Origin of the sequence: Ferruginibacter sp., assembly GCF_049840995.1 — a bacterium.
In the GTDB taxonomy this organism is placed as follows: Bacteria; Bacteroidota; Bacteroidia; order Chitinophagales; family Chitinophagaceae; genus Ferruginibacter.
In genome coordinates this window covers 1-18,138 of sequence record NZ_JASGIP010000001.1, presented here as the reverse complement: position 1 = coordinate 18,138, position 18,138 = coordinate 1, and the positions used below count along the sequence as shown (strand labels likewise).

Genomic DNA, 18,138 nt, shown 5'->3' with positions numbered 1-18,138 from the left:
TATTATTTTAGAACGGTTGATCCCGGGCCTTCAATTTCTACCAGCTGGGATGTTTTGGTAAGTAATACATTGTTTTGTGCTCTTGCTTTTGTCCACCTGCCGAGTGTAACATTATACTCGCCACCCATTTTATAAAAATATCCCAGGTCGGCGGTTGTATAACTCATGTTCAGCGTGTTGGAACCACTCCTGTAAAATGGCTGATCTTCCAGCGTGATAGGATTCTTGATATCGTACCAATCGGTGTTGGCGATACGATATCCCTGCGGTGCTGGTGTAGTTGTATACAAACTACCGCCGGTAGATACAAACAATACGTCCACCGGTGCGGAATTCACATCTACATTCGTGCCCTTGAATATCGCAAAGCCCGAAGCATTACCACTGTTGGCAAACAGGCCGGATGTTTTGGTACCAAAGCCATCGCCATCTGTAGTGGTATAATTGAATGAGCGTATCCAGTTTACGCTGCTGATGCTGGTGGAGCTGGCGCCATTAATAGTTTTACCGGTTCCGCCCACATAAAAGAAAGTGCCCTTGGCAGCGGTGCCGGAGGTAAGGTTCATTTTATAGGTACGCATGTTTCCGGTGGCCCAGCCATTTACAGGGTAACCCGTAGGCACAGACGCATTTGCATTATTGGTAACCACCACGGAATAAGGTGTGGTGGCAAAATTAATATCCTGTGTCGCCATGAACTGCATGTACTCATAATTACCATCACCGCCAGCCACATCGCTGATGAAGCCGGTAATGATAACGGGTGCGATATTAATGGTAGAACTCAATACCACTACATCATCCACTGTACGCATGCGCAGTTGCGGGATCAATTGTGTATCAGAAACCTGCTTATTGAAAACGATACCATAAAAATTAGCGAGAAAAGGCGCCGGCGTATTGGCAAATTTTGAAGTAGCTTCTGTGTGTAAAGTAAGATCGGCAAAGCCATCATTCAACACTTTATCGCCTGATAAAACATCTCCTGGCGCAGGCAATGGATTAAAACCTGCTTTAACGATCACGATCAAAGTGCTTTCGTATTTACCGGGATCGGCCAGTACCGAACTGGATGGTACACGGTTCACTCCAATAGGATTGCCGGAAGAAACTTTGGTAACAGCGCCGCCGGATACGCCTGTTATCTGCAATATGCCATTCGCTCTTTTCAACACTGCACCTTCTACATTCACGATCACAGAATCGCCGGGTATATATTTTGCTGCATCTGCACCAATGGCTATAGAGATACCACGCAGTTCAGACAAACGGCGTTTATCCTGTATCACCAACAAACCTTCAGGTAAATTATTGCCCGTATGATCGGATACCACTACGCCGGTAATTTTTGCAGAACCGAACATATTTTCTTTGGAAAGACTTACATCATTTCCACGGTACAGGTCCCGCACATCATAAATGGAAATATAAGGACTGATAACGCCGCCGGGATAATTGCCCTCCTTCTTACAGCCTGCAGTAAAGAACAATAACAGTAAACAGCAATAGTATAAAATATTTTTTTTCATTTTGTATGGTTATTTCTATAACAGTTTTTAATGAATGAAATTCCGTTTATGGTTTTTGCCACCATACCTGTGTGGAGATCACATCAGGACCTTGTGCTGCTATAGCAAGCTGGTAATTGGTGGGGTTAGCCGACTGCACATACACCGGGTAGGTCATCCTTGCAGGCATGATGCCATTGTTCTTTAAACCATTTCCTTTGGGTAGAACCGGGTGGCCGGTGCGGCGGTATTCGAACCACTGCTGCATATCGGCAAGGAACAGCGTATAATATTTCATCAGGTGGATCCTTTCCATCTTTTCATCCAGGGTACTGTTGTTCAGCCATTGTTTATCGGCCGCCACTAAAAATGTAACAATATTGTTAGGTAAATTAGTTTGGGTGTTTATGATCGTTGGCCACAGCGGCAACCATAGTGTGATACTGTTCAAAGCTCCGTCATTATAATATGTTTCTGCCGAGCCACTGATCCATCCTTTTGCAGCTGCTTCTGCTAAAATGAATTTCAGTTCTGCATAGTTCATCATCATACCTGTAAGCGGATCTGTTTGTAATGACACTGCTGAGGTATTGGAATAGAAATAAGATTTCTTTACAGGATTCTCTCCTGGTGCATAACCACCGGGCATACCTAAATAAGCGCCCTGGTAGGGAGCAATGCCCCAACGGTTAAATCCGCCTGTACCATAAGTAGGGATATCAATGCGTGGATCATTCCAGTTCACCAGGTTCTGGATAAAGAAATTGGCAAGGCCCGGTGCCCTGAAATCCTGTTCCCTTACACTAAAGTAAGGAGAGGTATAAGGGCCGATGCCTGTCCATCGCAAAATTGCCGATTCATCATTGCTGGCCATTATCGGGTAACCACTCGGGTTAGTATCTACTATTTCCTTGATCTTGGCGATCATATCTGCAGCAACTTCTGCCTTGCCGGAAAGCCTCAACAGCAAACGCAGGTATAATGAGTTACCGAATTTGCGCCAGCGGGAGATATTGCCGTTGTAAACCGGGTCGCTGGAAGCTACAATGGCCACGCTCGAAGACAGCAATGTATTGGCCTGCTCCAGTCTTTTAAAAATATCGAGGTAAATGTTTTTCTGTTTATCAAAAGCAGGTTCGTAGATCAGTGAATCCCTGCCCTGGTTGGATTGATAATAAGGTATATCACCATAAGTATCAGTTAGTATTGAGTATATCCACGACTGGCAAATCAGAGATATGCCCATGTACGACTTATTATAATTCACATTAGTGCTGTCGCCGGAAAGCAGGTAGATCTCTTTAAAATTAGACAACTGCGAGTACAGGCCATTGTATAAATAATCCGACCAGTTAGAGCGGTAATCATACCGGAACACCTGCCCTTCTGCATCACTGGGATTGATGGTAACCTGCATCAACTCGTTATTGAAATTACGGTTGCGCAGCATGTTGTAGGTGAGCGTATTTACCAGCGCAGGCGCCAAGAACTGCTGCGGTAATGCATTGGGTATATTGTTATTGTCGGTATTAATTTCCTGGAAATTTTTGGTGCAGGACGACAATAAAGAGCCCAGCACGATTACAATAAGAATGATTTTGTTCATTTTGTTCTTCATAATTAAATATTTTAAAAACCAACAACAAGGTTAACGCCCATGGTACGGGTGGAAGGGAACTGTGCCGTTTCAAATCCGCGTACGATATCTGTACCGGTAAGGGTACCAAATTCAGGATCGAACATGGGCCATGGTGACCAGATGAAAAGATCACGTCCGTATATACCGATAGTGGCTTTCTGTAATTTCAATTTTCGTGTAAGCCTTGGGTTGAGTGTAAAGTCCAGTCTTGCTTCACGGAATTTGATAAAGTCGGTACTGAATGTGCTGCCCTCAGCATTATCAGCACCATAGTGAGAGCGATAGTATTCATCAATATTGGTTGCTATCACATCATTCGGCCTGTATTTACCATCGGCGCCCATTACCACACCATTGCCAATAATACCATTGTACCTGCCGGGAACAGTGATCATTGTTTTACCCTGCTCCGCCAGTTTATAATTCATCAGCGAATGCGCTACAGCGCCGGCCTGTGCATCAAACAACAGGTGCAACCTGAATTGTTTGTACGTAAAATCATTGGTAAGTCCTATTTTGAATTTAGGAATGGTATTACCGAGGTATACCACATCCTGGGATATCAACGCATTACCTGTATTGGCATCGTATACCACCTGTCCATCAGGAGAGCGTACATATCCCCTGCCGTACAGGTCGCCCATGCTGCCACCCACTTTGGCAACGATTTGTCCGCCAGCCACAGGGCCTGTCTGCAATACAACAGAACTGTCGAGCAATTCTTTGATAACATTTTTATTGGCAGAGAAAACAATTCCGGTTGACCATGAAAAATTATTCTTGCGTTTTATTGGTGTTGCATTCAATGCAATTTCAATGCCTTTGTTATTCACCACACCGCCATTGATGAGCACCTGTGTATACCCGGCTGCCCTATCGAGAATACGGCGCAAATGCTGGTCTTTGGTATTACCGGTATAAACTGTAATGTCCAGGTTCACTCGGTTCTTGAACATTCTTACATTGGCACCGGCTTCATAGCTGGTAGTTCTCAATGGACGCAGGTTAGGATTGGCCAATAAGGAAGGCACTTGCAAACCGCCGCCATACAAGCTTCCCGCTGTTTCATAATTATAAGCGGTGAGGTATGGAATAGTACCGCCACTGCCCACGCTTGCAACGGAAAAACGCAGTTTTGCAAAGTTGAATATTTCAGGCAGCTTTGTTGCATCCGATACCACAAAACTTACATTAGCAGAAGGATAAAAAAAGCCTGCATTGGTAGTACGTTCCGGTGTTGCCAGTACACTGTTCCAGTCTTTACGTGCAGTAAGATCGAGGTATAGGTATTTTTTGAAAGAAGTTGTGATCAATCCATAAAAACTGTTGATAGCATATTTGCTGCTGTATGGCATTGCCACCAATGGACCGGCTGCATTGGCAAAAGAATATACACCGGGATAAGTTAATGAATCCGCACGGGTCTCATCTTTATTATAATTGTTCCTTAAAATACTGCCACCGGCTGTAGCAGTGAATTCAATATCATGACTGATCTTACCACTGTACTTCAGTAAAAAATCAGAACTGGCTTCATCAGAAAAAATATCCTGCGAACGGTAGCTGCCTTTCACCAGTTTTGAACCGGCATCATAAGGACGTTTTTGCGCTCTTGCTTCGTAAGCCAGATCAATAGAAGTTCTCAGCTGCAGGCTGAAGTTCTTTGTAAAATTATAATTGGCCTGTATGCTACCGGTAATATTATGACGGTTGGAAGTGTTGATGAATTCATAAGCAATGGCATAAGGATTTTCAGGAAAACTGCTGTAAGGATATTGAATGCGTTTGCCTTCCATTCCTTTTACCCAGTAATCTTTTAGCCAGGATGGATCAGCATTTGGCTGCCAGAAAATATACCAGTACATGATGGATTGGTTACCATATCCTGCACCGGGCAAATTGTCACTCCATTTATTGGTATAGTTTACTTTTGAAGAGATCTGCAAACGGTCATTCACTTTTGAATTTACTGAAAGTGAAACCGTATTGCGGTTATAACCGGTGTTCGGGGTGATCCAGTCATTCTTTACATTGGTAACAGAAAATCTTGCACTGGTTCTGTCTGTACCGCCATCCACCGTAATGGTATTGGTAAGTGTATGACCGGTATTGAAATAATTATTTACGCCATTCTTATAAGGCACCCAGGGAGTTTTGGTAGCGCCCTGCTTTTGTGTTGCAGGATCGTACTGGTAAAACATTTGACCATTGAACCGTGGTCCATATGCCGAACTGGTAGAGCTGGTGCTGGCGCCATCGGCAGAAGCGCCGTAAGAATAATACGCTGCACCTGCAAGCCCCTGTCCATATTCATATTGCAGGTCGGGCCAGCGGTTCACCTGTTCAATAGAAGCATTGGAATTAAAAGTGATACCAAGGCCCTTACGTTTAGCACTACCCGATTTTGTAGTAATGATCACCGCACCATTGGCGCCGCGTTGTCCATATAATGCAGAAGCACCCGGCCCTTTCAGCACACTGATCGATTCAATATCTTCAGGATTGATATCATTCAGACTGCTGCCGTAATCAACGGGCATATTATCACTGCTTACACCATAAGCAGATTCGCCTGCAATTGCTGTGCGGCGGCCGCTGCCCTGGTTGATCACCACGCCATCCACTACTATCAGCGCTTCATTATCGCCGGTAAGATTATTCTCGCCGCGTAATACAATTTTTATACTGCCCGTTGGCCCACTGCCCGAACGGATCAGGTTCAAACCGGCAACTTTACCAGACAATGCATCCGTCCAGTTGCTCGAAACAGCTTCTGTCAATTGTTCGCCCTGTACCGTGGTCGCTGAGTATCCCAGCGATCTTTCTCGCCGGGTGATGCCTAACGCGGTCACCACCACTTCATCCAGTTGTGTTTTATTCTCTTTTAATTTTACGAGTAAAGAATTGCTTTCATTCGATTTAACAACGAAATTCTTAACGGTTGTTTCTTCGTACCCCACATAGCTCATAGTAAAATGATAGGCAGCGCCTACCATCAGGTTCTTAAAAGTAAACAAACCCTTTTCGTTGGTGGTGGCAACAAAACCGGCAGCAGCGTTGCTCTGCTGTACTTTTACAGTAACACCCTGCAAAAATTCGCCTTTCTCGTTCAGCACTGTACCGGTAACAGTAGTAGCCATATTTGCAGATTGCTGCGCATACGCGGAACAGATAGTAGCACAAAGTAAAACGATCAGTACTCCTGCAGTTTTAAAAAAATGGTTCAATTTGTGTAGCATTTTTATCATTGTTTATTTAAAGTATTGGCAATACAGTGCCCTTACTGCATTTGCAGCAGTATGTCCTTTATAAAGGCAGCTGTTATTTTAGTTGCTGGATTTAGTTATCACAAACGACTTGTTGGTTAGTTGGGTAATTGTAAGTCCGTTCATTTGTGCTATCACCTTTAAGATCACGCCCGTATCATCCTTCCTGTTGATACTCCCGGTAAAATTCATTCCTTTCAGTTCTTCTTTAGAATATTTTATATCGATACCTTCCAGTTCAGTTAACCTGTCTAAAACTTCTGACAATGCTGTATGAGAAAATGTTATTTCATCTCCCTTGCCTGTAATTGGTCCGGGCTTAATGGTATCTTTTTTATTTTCTATACTGAATGTTGCTATGTCGACAGTTCCTTTTGCTTCATTGTATGTAAGCTGCTGCCCCGGTGTTAAAAAAGCATCCTGCTTCCATCCCGCCAGGCTTTTAGTGGCTTTGATCACTACCTTGCCCGTGAAAAGTTTTACCATGATGCTGCCCGCTTTTTGTTTGGCATCCGATACAATGAACGATGTACCCAATGCAGTTGTTGACAGTCCGCCTGCATATACAATAAAAGGCTTGGTTTTATCTTTCGCCACTTCAAAAAAAGCTTCGCCATCCAGGTAAATATCTCTTTTATTACCAGTAAATACAGTAAGGTAACGGATACCAGAATTTGCTGACAAGGTTACTTTAGAGCCATCCTGCAGCAATACTTTCATCGGCCTTTTATTGCTGTTGAATTTTGTTTGCCAGTCTTCTTTCGTACCGGTTGAAGCAACTGCCTGTTGAGTTGTTGTATCTTTTAATTGCGCAACCGTATCAATAGTACCGCTGTTCTTTTTTTGAAGGAACCATACACCCAGTATCAAAATAACCGAAGCCGCCGCTATCCATTTATAATAATGTATCCTCGCCGTTTTGGGCGCTGCCTCCGGCTGGCTGAAAAGCTCCGCTTTGATATGCTCCAGCATTTCTCCGGACAGGTTGCCGGGCAACGCTCCCTCCTGTACAATTGCATCCCATTCCTCTTTTTTAAAAGCCGATCGAACTGCACCGGGATTATTTTTAAAATAACTGATCACAGCCGCCACTTCTTCCGGGGAACATTTGTTTTCAAAGAAACGGTCAATCAAAGTTTGTGTGATCGTCATCAGCTATTAGTCGTTTATATATAGTACGTACAACAAACCTGCTTACCACTGCTGGTAACATTAACTTAATATTGTACCGTATTGTTGTTAGAAAAAAATGGAAGCAATGGTCTTTAAATACCGGAGCGCTTTGCTCATGTGGTCTTCCACCGTATTGATGGAGATGGACAATTCGTTGGCAATTTCTTTATAATTCAAACCTTTGGAGCGGCTCATGATAAAGATCTTTTTGCGCACCGGCGGTAATGCAGTGATCACTTTGTCAAAATAGTCTGCTTCTTCAAAACTGCTGTCAGGGCTTGTCTGCAGCCATTCAGCCGTATCTTCTTCCAGCACAGCCGAGCGGCTTTTTTTAAGTGCATCCTGCCGTATAAAATCAATGAAAGTTGTTTTGGCGATCACAAACAACTGGTTGTCGAAAGGAAAATTATCCGAGAGGGTATGTTTGGAATTCCAGAGTTTGATAAAAGATAACTGCACCAGTTCTTTGGTGGTTTCCGGGTCCTTTGTCTTCTTTAAAAAATAGCGGTAGAGTTTAACGTGGTATAAATTATATACCGCTGTAAAAGCATTTACCTCGCCCTTTTTTATTTCCTCTATTACATTCATAGCAGTTAGAACACCCTGTAATATTGAGGCTGCAAGGTAAAAGTTTTACCTGCGATGGTACATATGGCCAATGTTAAGAAATAGTAATGTTCTTTGAACGAAGCAATAAACCGATACAACTGAACCAGTTGCATAAAAAAAAGCGAATGTGGATATATTGTTATTTATATACGGCTATCCTGTGTGTACGCAACAGGTAAGGCAGGTTTTTTAAACCGGCGCTGCTGTTAAAGTAAATAGTTTTGGAAGGTTGCAAAGGCATGTGGCAATCAATACAATTTTTATTTACAGTCAAGATTTTTGAATTCATATTGTCCTGTTTTATATAACCCACTGCATGCGCAGAACTTTGGTGACAGTTCATACAGGTACTGATAAAGCTTTGCGTATTTTGTTCCTGGTGATTGTTATGACAGGTGTTACAGGTCATCTGGCTCAATTGAAAACATTTGCTTGATTGCAGCATTTGCAGTTGCTTGCCATGTACATCAGGTTCGTTGTTGCCGGAACCAAAATCAGGAAAATAAAAATTGGATAAGGTATCACCCGGTACAAAACCAAATACCGAACGTTGTGTGGACTGATCATTACCCGAATGACAAACAGCACATACATCCAGCTGCTGTTGCCTGCTGAGCGCACTGATACTGGTAATGAATTTTGCTTTTTTATCATCTGGGTGTTGCTGCTGGTATTGTACATGATCAGCGGCAGGACCATGGCAGCGTTCGCAGTCAATGCCATAGATGATCGATGCAGGATCCAATTTTTCACTCACCTTTAAAGCGCCTGATTGTACAAATTCTTTACTGACATAAGAAGCATGACATTCAAAGCAACGGCTTTCTATTACACGATTATAGTTAGCGTGATTGATAGTGAAACCGGGACTATTGGCCCAGGTATGCATTGCAGTAAAATAAGTTAAAGGCAGTTCCAGCAATTTATCTGCCTGCCAGTAAGCATAGGTTTGCGCTTTTTCTGCAGAGCCAAAAGCAATATCAAATTTATGCGAGACCGTTTCTTTTCCATTGCTGAAATAAGTTTGCCCCAGCACACTGTCTTTTTCTTCTATAGTAATATGGCTGGAATCCATGAAGTAAAAAATACTGTTGGCAGCCGTTACCAGTTTTTTAAGCGCCCTGTTATCAACCGGCGAAGATGTTTTGTAATGACCATTATGCGCAAAAGATGTTACTATATCTTTATGACAACCCATACAGGTTGCAGCACCTGCATATTTTTCTCCCCTTGCATCCGCATAACTTTCGTTGCTGCTGTTGATACATTTGGAGAATAGCAGCAGCATCCCCATCAGCAGGCTTACTACAAAAAATATTTTTGGATGCTTCATCATCGCAGAATTTAAAGATACCATAAAAAAGAAAGCTGCCATGTAGACACATGGCAACTTCTTGTTTCCAAATAAACAACTGCTAAATTGCTAAAACTTGCTATGTAATTTGCCAGGATTGCTGACTGGCAAATAATTTTACCAGTTAGGATTCTGTTTAAGTTTTGTATTGTTCAGTTCATTCTGTGGTATCGGGAACAGCTCGTGCTTACCGGCTACAAAACCTTTTGAAGCCAGCACGGTTGCTGCTTTACCCCAGCGTACCAGGTCGGGCCAGCGTAAGCCTTCGCCTGCCAGCTCCAGCCTTCTTTCGGTTTCAATATTCGCCTGCGTTACTGCAACTGCGGGTAATCCTACCCGTGACCTTACTGCATTCAGCAATTGATAAGCCCTGGTACCAACACCTACTGAGCCGCCTGCATTCAGTAATGCTTCTGCTTCCATCAGGTAAGTATCTGCAAGACGTATCTCGTAAAAGTCCTGTCCAAAGTTCAGTTCAGGTGTGGTTGCTGCTTTGTTGGATACACGGCCGATGAATTTACCCAGGAAATAACCGGTATTGTTATAGCCTGCAGTGTAGTTGGCAACACCGGCTGTTTTCAAACTATCCAGGTTGGCTACCGTAGCAGCATTCCTCGGATCGAAGTGAATGAAATCGAAGAACGGTTTGGTGAATACTAAAAAGCTGTAACCGGAAAAATAATCAGGCGCCGTAGGGCTTAATTGAGAATAACCCCTCGGGCCGGTAGTGATACACAACAGGTTGCCTTCGCTGGCGCCGGCATCGCCCCATCCCCCATTAGAGATAGCGCTGTGCACAAATTCTATCACTGATTCGCTGTTGAATTTATTGCTCGACTTCCACAGGTCGGCATAGTTAGCCAGCAGCTTGTAACCATATACCGATGGAGAAACACCCGGGTTGGTACCATTCACCACTGCAAACTGGTCTGCAGCTGCCTGCCATTTCTTTTCGTACAATAATACTTTACCTAACAATGCCTGTGCACCGCCTTTTGTTAAGCGGCCACCCTCTGTTGCTACAGGAACAGTAGATGGTAAAACAGGAATCGCATCATTCAGGTCTTTTTCAACATACGCATAAATTTTATCCGGTGTTGTCTGGTCGATATTGTACAGGTCTTTCGGATCCACCGTACCTTCTATCAATGGAATATTTTTGAAGAAGGTAACCAGGTCAAAATAAAAAGCTGCACGCATGGTCTTCACTTCTGCAATAAACCTTGCTTTCTTGGTAGCATCCATATTGATGGCATCAATTTTAGAAAGCAATGTATTGGCACGGAATATACCGGAGTAACCCCTGTTCCACAGATACCCCTGCGGACCTGTGCTGGCATTCAATGTATAAGTTTGCATTACCTGCAGGTCGTTGATATCTGTAGGGCCACCACCGCCTGCTAGTTGATCGTCGCAGGCCACATCCATGATAGAGGCTTTATCATACAAACCACCACTCTGGTAACCAAAGCGATCATAAACAGATACCAGCGCCGCAAATGCATCCGCTTCTGTTTTATAATAATTATCCAGCGTGATACGGTTCTGCGGATTTACATCCAGTTCTTTTTTACAGCCATCTAAAAACTGCACAGCAGCAATGATGACAGCAGCGTATAATATTTTCTTTTTCATATCTTTTAATTGAATGGTTTTAAATTTTAGAATCCAACATTTACACCTACCAGGAAGGAACGCGGTTGCACATACACACCACGGTCGATACCAAACTGTGCACCACCACCCGAATCGGGGCTTACACCAATTTCAGGATCGTAACCACTGTACTTGGTAATGGTGAACAGGTTCTCAGCCAGTACGTATACGCGGAACCGTTGCATACCCCATTTACTGATCATTGTTTTTGGCAGATTGTATCCCAGCTGCATGGTCCTTAGTTTAAAATAATTACCACTTTCCAGGTACAGGTCGGTGAATTTGGAATAGTTACCATTAGGATCTCCATTAACGATCCTGGGTAATTTTGCCCCCGTGTTGTTGGCAGTCCATGCATCCAAATACTTGGTTTGATAGTTGGATGCTGCAATATCCAGCCTTCTTAAACCCTGGAAGATCTGGTTGCCACCTGAACCGCTACCGAATACCACGAAATCAAAATTCTTATACGCAAGATTAACAGTAAGACCATAACTCACTGTAGGATTAGGATTACCGATATAAGTGCGGTCATCAGGATTGATGATATTATCGTTGTTTAAATTAGCAAACTTGGTATCGCCTGGTTTTGCATTGGGCTGCAGTTTGGTAACACCATCCGAACCAACATAGCTGTCCACTTCGGCCTGCGACTGGAAGATGCCCAAAGATTTATAACCAAAATAACGTTGGTATGCTGCATTCAAAGCAGTCCTGGTGATATTACCCATGTTCTGGAAAGTGGCGCTGTTATCTTCCAGGAAGGTACTGCCCGGTATCAGCTTGGTAACTTTGTTTTTATAGAAAGAAATATTACTGTTCACACCAAAATTGAGTTCACCGAATTTCTTTTTATACCCCAGTTCAATTTCCAGGCCTGTGTTTTCAATATCCGCAATGTTTTGTGCAAAGCTGCCATAACCTGCATAGCCCGGGATCGGTGGGTTCTGCAAAATACCTTTTGTTTTCTTCTTGTACACATCCATGGTAAGGCTTAATTTATTGAACAGTATCGCATCAAAACCGATATCGGTCTGGCTGGTCTCTTCCCATTTAAGATCGGGATTGGCAGGAGCCGCAGGACTGTAACCAATATATACTGTTTCAGTAGAACCGAATGTATAGTTACGTTGGCCACCTGCATCCACCAATGGTACAAAAGCAAAATCACCGATACCATCATTACCGGTAACACCATAGCTACCGCGTATCTTCAGGCTGTTGAGTATCTCCGTTTTAGGAAAGAAATTTTCCAGTGTGGGTACCCAGCCTACTGATACAGAAGGGAAGTAACCAAACTTATTGTTGGAACCAAACCTTGAAGATCCATCCCTCCTGATCAAAGCGGTCAATAAATATTTCTCATCGTAGTTGTATTGCAAACGGGAGAATAAGGAATTGATGCGGTGATCGGTACCATCCGAACCACTGCTGTTCTGCCTGTTGGCAGGCAATGCATTAAAACGGAAAGAAGCTTCTTCAAAAGTAGTGGCAGGAATGTTCAGGTAAGTAACTGTGGCACCTCTTGGGTTATTATCCTTGTACTTGCCCATACCAGCCAGTAAAGTAACGTTGTGTTTATTAAAAATGCGGTTATACGATACCGTGTTTTCTATGTTCCAGTTGGCAACATAATTTTCCACACGGGTAAGGCTGCTTTGGTTGATCGCAGTAGCGGTATTATAAAATGCTACCGGTGTAAAACTTTCGCTGCCATAAAAAGCCAGTTTGCTGCCCAGCGAAGAATGGATCAGCAATCCTTTTATGGGTGCAATATCTACATATACATTGCCCACAAAATTATGGTCCCATCCATAGTTGCCCAGCCTGTTCTGGATCACCGCCAGCGGGTTCTTCATCTCCTGTAATACGTAGGGAGATATACCGAATAACTGGCCGGTATTACGGTCACGGGTAGCTGCAGCAAGGTTAGTGGCGCTGGCAGGCACATAGGCCGCCTGTGCAACAGGATCGGTGATCCTGGTTGGCGTTGTAGGATCGAGATTTAAAGCGGAACTGATGATACCACCAAACTCCCGGTTCACCTCGCCGATGCCGCTGTTCTTGGCATGGCTGTAACCGAGGTTTTCGCCAAAGCTGATCCACTTGGCAGGTTTAAAACTGGTGTTGATCCTGATATTGGTGCGTTTCCATTTGGAAACATCACTGGCCACCACGCCGTCAATATCGTTGTATCCAAAAGATACAAAATAAGTGGCTTTATCACTGCCGCCACTCACACTCAGTTCGTGGTTTTGTTTGATAGCATGGCGGTTAAAAACCTCTTCCTGCCAGTCGGTGCCTTTACCCAACGCATCGGGGTTGGCAAATGCTGGCGTACTACCTGCAGCCACCAGTGCCTGGTTTCTTAAAGTGGCATACTGTGATGCATTCAGCAGGTCGATCTTTTTGCTGGGCGCCTGTGTACCTACAAAACCAGAGTAGTTGATACGCAATGTGCCTGATCTTCCTTTTTTAGTAGTAATTAAAATTACACCGGCCGCAGCTCGGGTACCATAGATAGCGGCAGATGCACCATCTTTTAACACCTCTATGGATTCAATATCATCCTGGTTGAGGTAACCGATACCGCCGTTATCGATCACCACGCCATCAATCACCCATAATGGTTCGTTCTTACCATTGCCGAAAGAGGTAAAACCTCTTAAACGAACGGTGGAAGAAGAACCGGGCTGGCCAGAAGAAGTGGAAATAGTTAAACCGGAAGTGCGGCCCTGCAGCGCCTGCTCCACCCTTACTACGGGTTGGTTCTCCAGGTCGGAGGCCCGTACGCTGGAAATAGCGCCGGTAACAACACTTTTTCGTTGTACACCATAGCCCACCACTACTACTTCGTCCAGTTTGGCCACTGCAGTAGGTTCCAGCTGGATCACTACATTGCCCGAAGCAGGAATAATAATATCCTGGCTTACATGCCCTACATAAGTAATGGTGAGCACTTTGGCCGATTGGGGGGCGGTGAGTTTAAAATTACCGGCATTGTCGGTAACGGTGGAAGCAGTTGTTCCTTTAACAGTAACAGTAGCACCGGAAAGCGGTTGTCCTGTGCTTTTTGAATTGACCGAACCCGAAATGGTGCGGTTTTGAGCGAATGTGGTTTGAAAAAGAAACAGGGAAATGAAAAATACGGATAGCCGTAGCAAAGGTTGTACTCTCATATACAAGCATTTAATTTTTGGTTAATAAATCAGCAATCAAGAGTGGTAAAAGTAAATTGACACAACACTTTATACAAAAAAGCGGCTACTTCAATAGTACGCAAATGGCTACTTCAATAGTACGTCAGCCAAAAGGGGCAATAATGGCTAAATCTGTTTACTATATATTATTATAATGGCGATAAACGGATTTTGTGTACGCCAGCGGGCTCAACCCCGTCTATAATAAACTGTCCCTGTATGCCGTAAAAATACTGTTCCATGCGTGGTTGGTGGAGACACTGATCAGGGAGCAAAATATTTACCTGCTGATTTTATTTCCCCTTACCCATGGTAGGTGTCATCACCGAACACCAACCGAAATGCCTGGCGAAGCGTATGAAAATATTTCACAGGGGATTATTCACTCTTGATCGGTGGGGACACCGACCACGGAGGAAAATATTTTACCGACCATTTTATTTTTTACATTTGTTTTCCTCAAAACATCAAAAATGAAACCTCTTTTGTATGTTTTTATAAGTGCCTGCTGGTTGTTGACTGACTGTAATGGAAGAAAAACAGCAGCGTTACCGCCGCAAACGGCCTGGAGTTGAAGCATGGCGACATTATCAGTTGTGGCCCGCCGCAGCAGGAATTTGGTAAGGTACATTTCGGTACCAGCTGCTCGCCCGAAACCCAACAGGATTTTGATATGGCCATTGCCCTGCTCCATTCATTTGAATACGAAGAATCAGAAAAAGCTTTTGCCAAAGTAATTGATAAAGACCCGCAATGCGCCATGGCCTATTGGGGCGTAGCCATGAGCAATTATCATCCCTTATGGGCGCCGCCAACACAGGAAGAACTGGTAAAGGGCAGCAAGGCCATTGCCCTGGCGCAATCGATGGATGCCGGTTCCGCCACTGCAAAAGGATATATTGATGCGTTGGCAGCATTTTATAAAGATTATGCAACGGTTGATCATAAAAGCCGCAGCATGAAATATAAAGATGCGATGGAGCATTTTTATCTTACTGATTCCACCGATAAAGAACGAACGATATTTTATGCACTGTCATTGATCGCCACGGCAGACCCTACTGATAAAACTTTTGCCAACCGCATTAAGGCGGGGCATTTGCTGATGGCTTTATATCCCGGGGAAAAAGATCATCCCGGTATCATCCACTATATTATACATGCCTACGATGTACCCGAACTGGCTGCACAGGCATTGGATGCTGCAAGGCGTTATGCTTCTGTAGCACCGTCATCGGCACATGCACAGCATATGCCTTCGCATATTTTTACAAGGCTGGGGCTTTGGGATGAAGATATACAATCGAACCTTGCAGCAGCGGCATCTGCCAAATGCTATGCAGAGCAATCTAAATTAAAAGGCCATTGGGGCGAAGAATTGCATGCCATCGATTACCTGGTGTACAGTTATTTGCAGAAGGGAGATAACAGCGCTGCAAAAAAACAAGTGGACTACGTGGTGGATTCTATAAAAGCAGTGAGCGGGGTAATGAGTACCAATGCGTATGCAATGGCGGCTATCCCTGCCCGGTATGCGCTGGAAAATAAATTATGGAAAGATGCAGCCGCTGTTTCTTTACATCCGGCCATTGGTGATATGTGGAAGAAATTCGTGTGGCAAAAAGCCCTTGTTCATTTTGCAAGGTTGCTGGGCAATGCCAACACGGGTAATATTAAACTTGCAGAAGATGAATGGAAGGAACTGAATACGATATATGATACGTTAGTTGCCAGGAAAGATGCCTACAGCGCCAGCCAGGTATTGATACAAGTAAAAGCAGGTGCTGCCTGGATCGCATTTAATGATGGAAAAAAAGAGGATGCTTTAAAAACTATGCTGGAGGCGGTGGACCTGGAAAATAAAACAGAGAAGCACCCGGTAACACCGGGAGAAGTGCTACCTGCTATGCAGCAGTATGCCGATATGCTGTTGCAGGTGAACAAGGTTGCAGCAGCGCTTACCGCTTATGAAGCAGACCTGAAAAAACATCCCAATCGTTTCAATAGTTTGTACGGTGCTGCCTTTTGCAGCAAAAAAACGGGCGACGAAATAAAAGCAGCCGGTTACTATCAACAATTAATTGCTATTTCCAATAGTAACTCCGACAGGCCTGAACTGGCATTGGCTAAAAAGAACCTGCAAGAAGCTACCGGTAAAGGAATTGTTTCGGCTCATAAATAGGTGCAGTTGCCTGAACAACTGCACCAGAAATTCCAGAGATATTAAAAACTAAAAAGTATACCTGATACCTAAACCGCCCCAGCCACCAACAAAACCACCATAATCGCCAAACTCAAAAGATGGCTGCCAATCCAATGAAAAGTTTACCGGGGCTTTGTGCAATTTATAATCGAGGCCAATCACACCGTCCACACCAACTGTAGTACCGCCGCCATATTTTGTACCGTAAAACCCAGGTGAGCACCCGGACCGATGTACCATTTTAAACCATCGGCATTGGCAATCTCACTGTGTATCTCGTACAGGCCTGTATGACGCCGGGCGCGTTGGCTCCAGAAATAACCAATCGCTCACCGGCGACTGCTGCCTATCGAAGAAATGTTTGAACGAAATCCTCCGCCATCCCACACTTTTACACCTATGGCATTTTTATACGTAGCTGAATTGGCTGTTTTGTTTTGTGCCTGCACACCCGCAAGAAGTAATAATAATGATACGGAAAGAATGATCTTTTTCATAAATGTTTAAAAACTGTTTTTTGTTATAAAGTGTATTAGACGGTAAGACGGGCACAATAGTTGCAAGTAAAAATGGTATCTCAAAAAAACAGGGAGATATAATATCTCCCATGTTCAAGACCCCTGATAGACATCAGGCGTCAAAACCAAACTAAAACATAAGAAATAAAAAATCTTTTTGGGCTATTCCTTTACAAATTGTTTTCGTTGCAGTACCCGTTTATCAGCCCCGCTCAGTACCAATTGATACACCCCGGCAGGTATGTTGCTGAGATTGATTTGCAACTGCAACATACGTACCCGTTTTATATTGATATCTTTTTACCACGGCCCCGGCTGCATTTATGATTGTCAAGCTCCACTTCTTTTTCAGCAACCTGGGCGGAGATATGGATCAGCTTACCTGCAGGCACCGGGTATACCAGTAAAGTAGTTTTGCCTGCGGCGCCATTTTTTACCAATACAATATCGGAGTAGCTATACAGTCCATTATTATCGATGATCTTTAAACGGTAATAACTGTTTGTATTTATAAAAAGATCTTGAACTGGTACGCATGACCGTATTGCGGTGCAACCGTTGCAATGGTTTCCCATTGAAATGAACCATTATCAGCATCTGATCTTTCCAGTTCATATTTTTCGAGATTCAGTTCTTCTGCAGTAACCCACGATAATATATTAAAGCCATCCCCTGCCTGGCCCTGGAAGGAAACGAGCTTTACCGGTAATACCGTGTCAAACAATTTTTACCCGACACAATGCTAATGGCGGCAGTTGAGAAAGAGCCGTTCACTCCCGTATTATTAGTGAGTACGCAGTTGGCCGGATCAATATTAAATGTGAGGCTGCCGGTATTGCTGAAATTGCTGCTGTTACCTGCCAGTATACCCCCTTTGAGCCTGGGTTATAAGGCGCATCGCCAATACGGATGGTACCCTGGTTAGTGAAAGTGCCCTGCGTATTAACTGCATAAGCATTGCTTTGCTGTAAATTGACATTTAAAACAGCACCTGCCTGGTTGATGAATGTTC

The 18,138-nt window shown here is 43.8% G+C and carries 13 protein-coding genes; 1 reads left to right on the top strand and 12 read right to left on the bottom strand.

Annotated features, from left to right (window positions below):
- Positions 1-2: 2 nt before the first annotated feature.
- The 8 genes from QM738_RS00065 to QM738_RS00030 all read right to left on the bottom strand — a co-directional run bounded on the left by QM738_RS00065 (position 3) and on the right by QM738_RS00030 (position 14,384).
- Complete coding sequence (locus QM738_RS00065; RefSeq protein WP_462274625.1) at positions 3-1,529, bottom strand: DUF5689 domain-containing protein; 1,527 nt, start codon at positions 1,527-1,529, stop codon at positions 3-5.
- 46 nt (positions 1,530-1,575) lie between these two features.
- On the bottom strand, positions 1,576-3,126 hold the full coding sequence (locus QM738_RS00060) for a SusD/RagB family nutrient-binding outer membrane lipoprotein (protein ID WP_462274624.1): 1,551 nt from the start codon (positions 3,124-3,126) through the stop codon (positions 1,576-1,578).
- An 11-nt stretch (positions 3,127-3,137) separates the two neighbouring features.
- Entirely contained in the window at positions 3,138-6,386 is a 3,249-nt protein-coding gene (locus QM738_RS00055; RefSeq protein ID WP_462274623.1) for a SusC/RagA family TonB-linked outer membrane protein, read from the bottom strand.
- A gap of 87 nt (positions 6,387-6,473) precedes the next feature.
- Positions 6,474-7,565, bottom strand: a complete 1,092-nt coding sequence (locus QM738_RS00050) for a FecR family protein (RefSeq protein ID WP_462274622.1) — start codon at positions 7,563-7,565, stop codon at positions 6,474-6,476.
- Positions 7,566-7,652: 87 nt separating this feature from the next.
- The gene (locus QM738_RS00045; RefSeq protein ID WP_462274621.1) at positions 7,653-8,174 is read right to left on the bottom strand and encodes an RNA polymerase sigma factor; all 522 of its coding nucleotides are present in this window, start codon (positions 8,172-8,174) and stop codon (positions 7,653-7,655) included.
- A gap of 160 nt (positions 8,175-8,334) precedes the next feature.
- Positions 8,335-9,531: a multiheme c-type cytochrome gene (locus QM738_RS00040; protein ID WP_462274620.1), complete on the bottom strand. Its 1,197-nt coding sequence runs from the start codon at positions 9,529-9,531 to the stop codon at positions 8,335-8,337.
- A gap of 135 nt (positions 9,532-9,666) precedes the next feature.
- The gene (locus QM738_RS00035) at positions 9,667-11,184 is read right to left on the bottom strand and encodes a RagB/SusD family nutrient uptake outer membrane protein (protein WP_462274619.1); all 1,518 of its coding nucleotides are present in this window, start codon (positions 11,182-11,184) and stop codon (positions 9,667-9,669) included.
- Between the two features lie 26 nt (positions 11,185-11,210).
- Positions 11,211-14,384, bottom strand: a complete 3,174-nt coding sequence (locus QM738_RS00030; protein ID WP_462274618.1) for a SusC/RagA family TonB-linked outer membrane protein — start codon at positions 14,382-14,384, stop codon at positions 11,211-11,213.
- A 592-nt stretch (positions 14,385-14,976) separates the two neighbouring features.
- On the opposite strand from QM738_RS00030, the gene QM738_RS00025 reads away from it, so the two are divergent.
- Complete coding sequence (locus QM738_RS00025) at positions 14,977-16,587, top strand: tetratricopeptide repeat protein (protein ID WP_462274617.1); 1,611 nt, start codon at positions 14,977-14,979, stop codon at positions 16,585-16,587.
- A gap of 48 nt (positions 16,588-16,635) precedes the next feature.
- On the opposite strand, the gene QM738_RS00020 is transcribed toward QM738_RS00025, so the two are convergent.
- The 4 genes from QM738_RS00020 to QM738_RS00005 form a co-directional block, all read right to left on the bottom strand.
- Positions 16,636-16,848 (bottom strand): hypothetical protein, encoded by a 213-nt coding sequence (locus QM738_RS00020; RefSeq protein ID WP_462274616.1) that lies wholly within the window; start codon positions 16,846-16,848, stop codon positions 16,636-16,638.
- Positions 16,849-16,937: 89 nt separating this feature from the next.
- Positions 16,938-17,105 carry a hypothetical protein gene (locus QM738_RS00015; RefSeq protein ID WP_462274615.1) on the bottom strand — a complete coding sequence of 56 codons (168 nt, stop codon included), beginning with the start codon at positions 17,103-17,105 and terminating at the stop codon, positions 16,938-16,940.
- A gap of 529 nt (positions 17,106-17,634) precedes the next feature.
- Positions 17,635-17,850, bottom strand: coding sequence for a hypothetical protein (locus QM738_RS00010; protein WP_462274614.1), 216 nt, complete (start codon positions 17,848-17,850; stop codon positions 17,635-17,637).
- 46 nt (positions 17,851-17,896) lie between these two features.
- Positions 17,897-18,138, bottom strand: a 242-nt coding sequence (locus tag QM738_RS00005) for a hypothetical protein (protein WP_462274613.1), incomplete at its 5' end; no start/stop codon positions are given.

Excerpts from the sequence above, each read along its gene's own strand:
- QM738_RS00065 (WP_462274625.1), bottom strand. The coding sequence starts at position 1,529 with ATGAAAAAAAATATTTTATACTATTGCTGTTTACTGTTATTGTTCTTT.
- QM738_RS00060 (WP_462274624.1), bottom strand. The coding sequence starts at position 3,126 with ATGAAGAACAAAATGAACAAAATCATTCTTATTGTAATCGTGCTGGGC.
- QM738_RS00055 (WP_462274623.1), bottom strand. The coding sequence starts at position 6,386 with ATGCTACACAAATTGAACCATTTTTTTAAAACTGCAGGAGTACTGATC.
- QM738_RS00050 (WP_462274622.1), bottom strand. The coding sequence starts at position 7,565 with ATGACGATCACACAAACTTTGATTGACCGTTTCTTTGAAAACAAATGT.
- QM738_RS00045 (WP_462274621.1), bottom strand. The coding sequence starts at position 8,174 with ATGAATGTAATAGAGGAAATAAAAAAGGGCGAGGTAAATGCTTTTACA.
- QM738_RS00040 (WP_462274620.1), bottom strand. The coding sequence starts at position 9,531 with ATGATGAAGCATCCAAAAATATTTTTTGTAGTAAGCCTGCTGATGGGG.
- QM738_RS00035 (WP_462274619.1), bottom strand. The coding sequence starts at position 11,184 with ATGAAAAAGAAAATATTATACGCTGCTGTCATCATTGCTGCTGTGCAG.
- QM738_RS00030 (WP_462274618.1), bottom strand. The coding sequence starts at position 14,384 with ATGAGAGTACAACCTTTGCTACGGCTATCCGTATTTTTCATTTCCCTG.
- QM738_RS00020 (WP_462274616.1), bottom strand. The coding sequence starts at position 16,848 with ATGGTACATCGGTCCGGGTGCTCACCTGGGTTTTACGGTACAAAATAT.
- QM738_RS00015 (WP_462274615.1), bottom strand. The coding sequence starts at position 17,105 with ATGAAAAAGATCATTCTTTCCGTATCATTATTATTACTTCTTGCGGGT.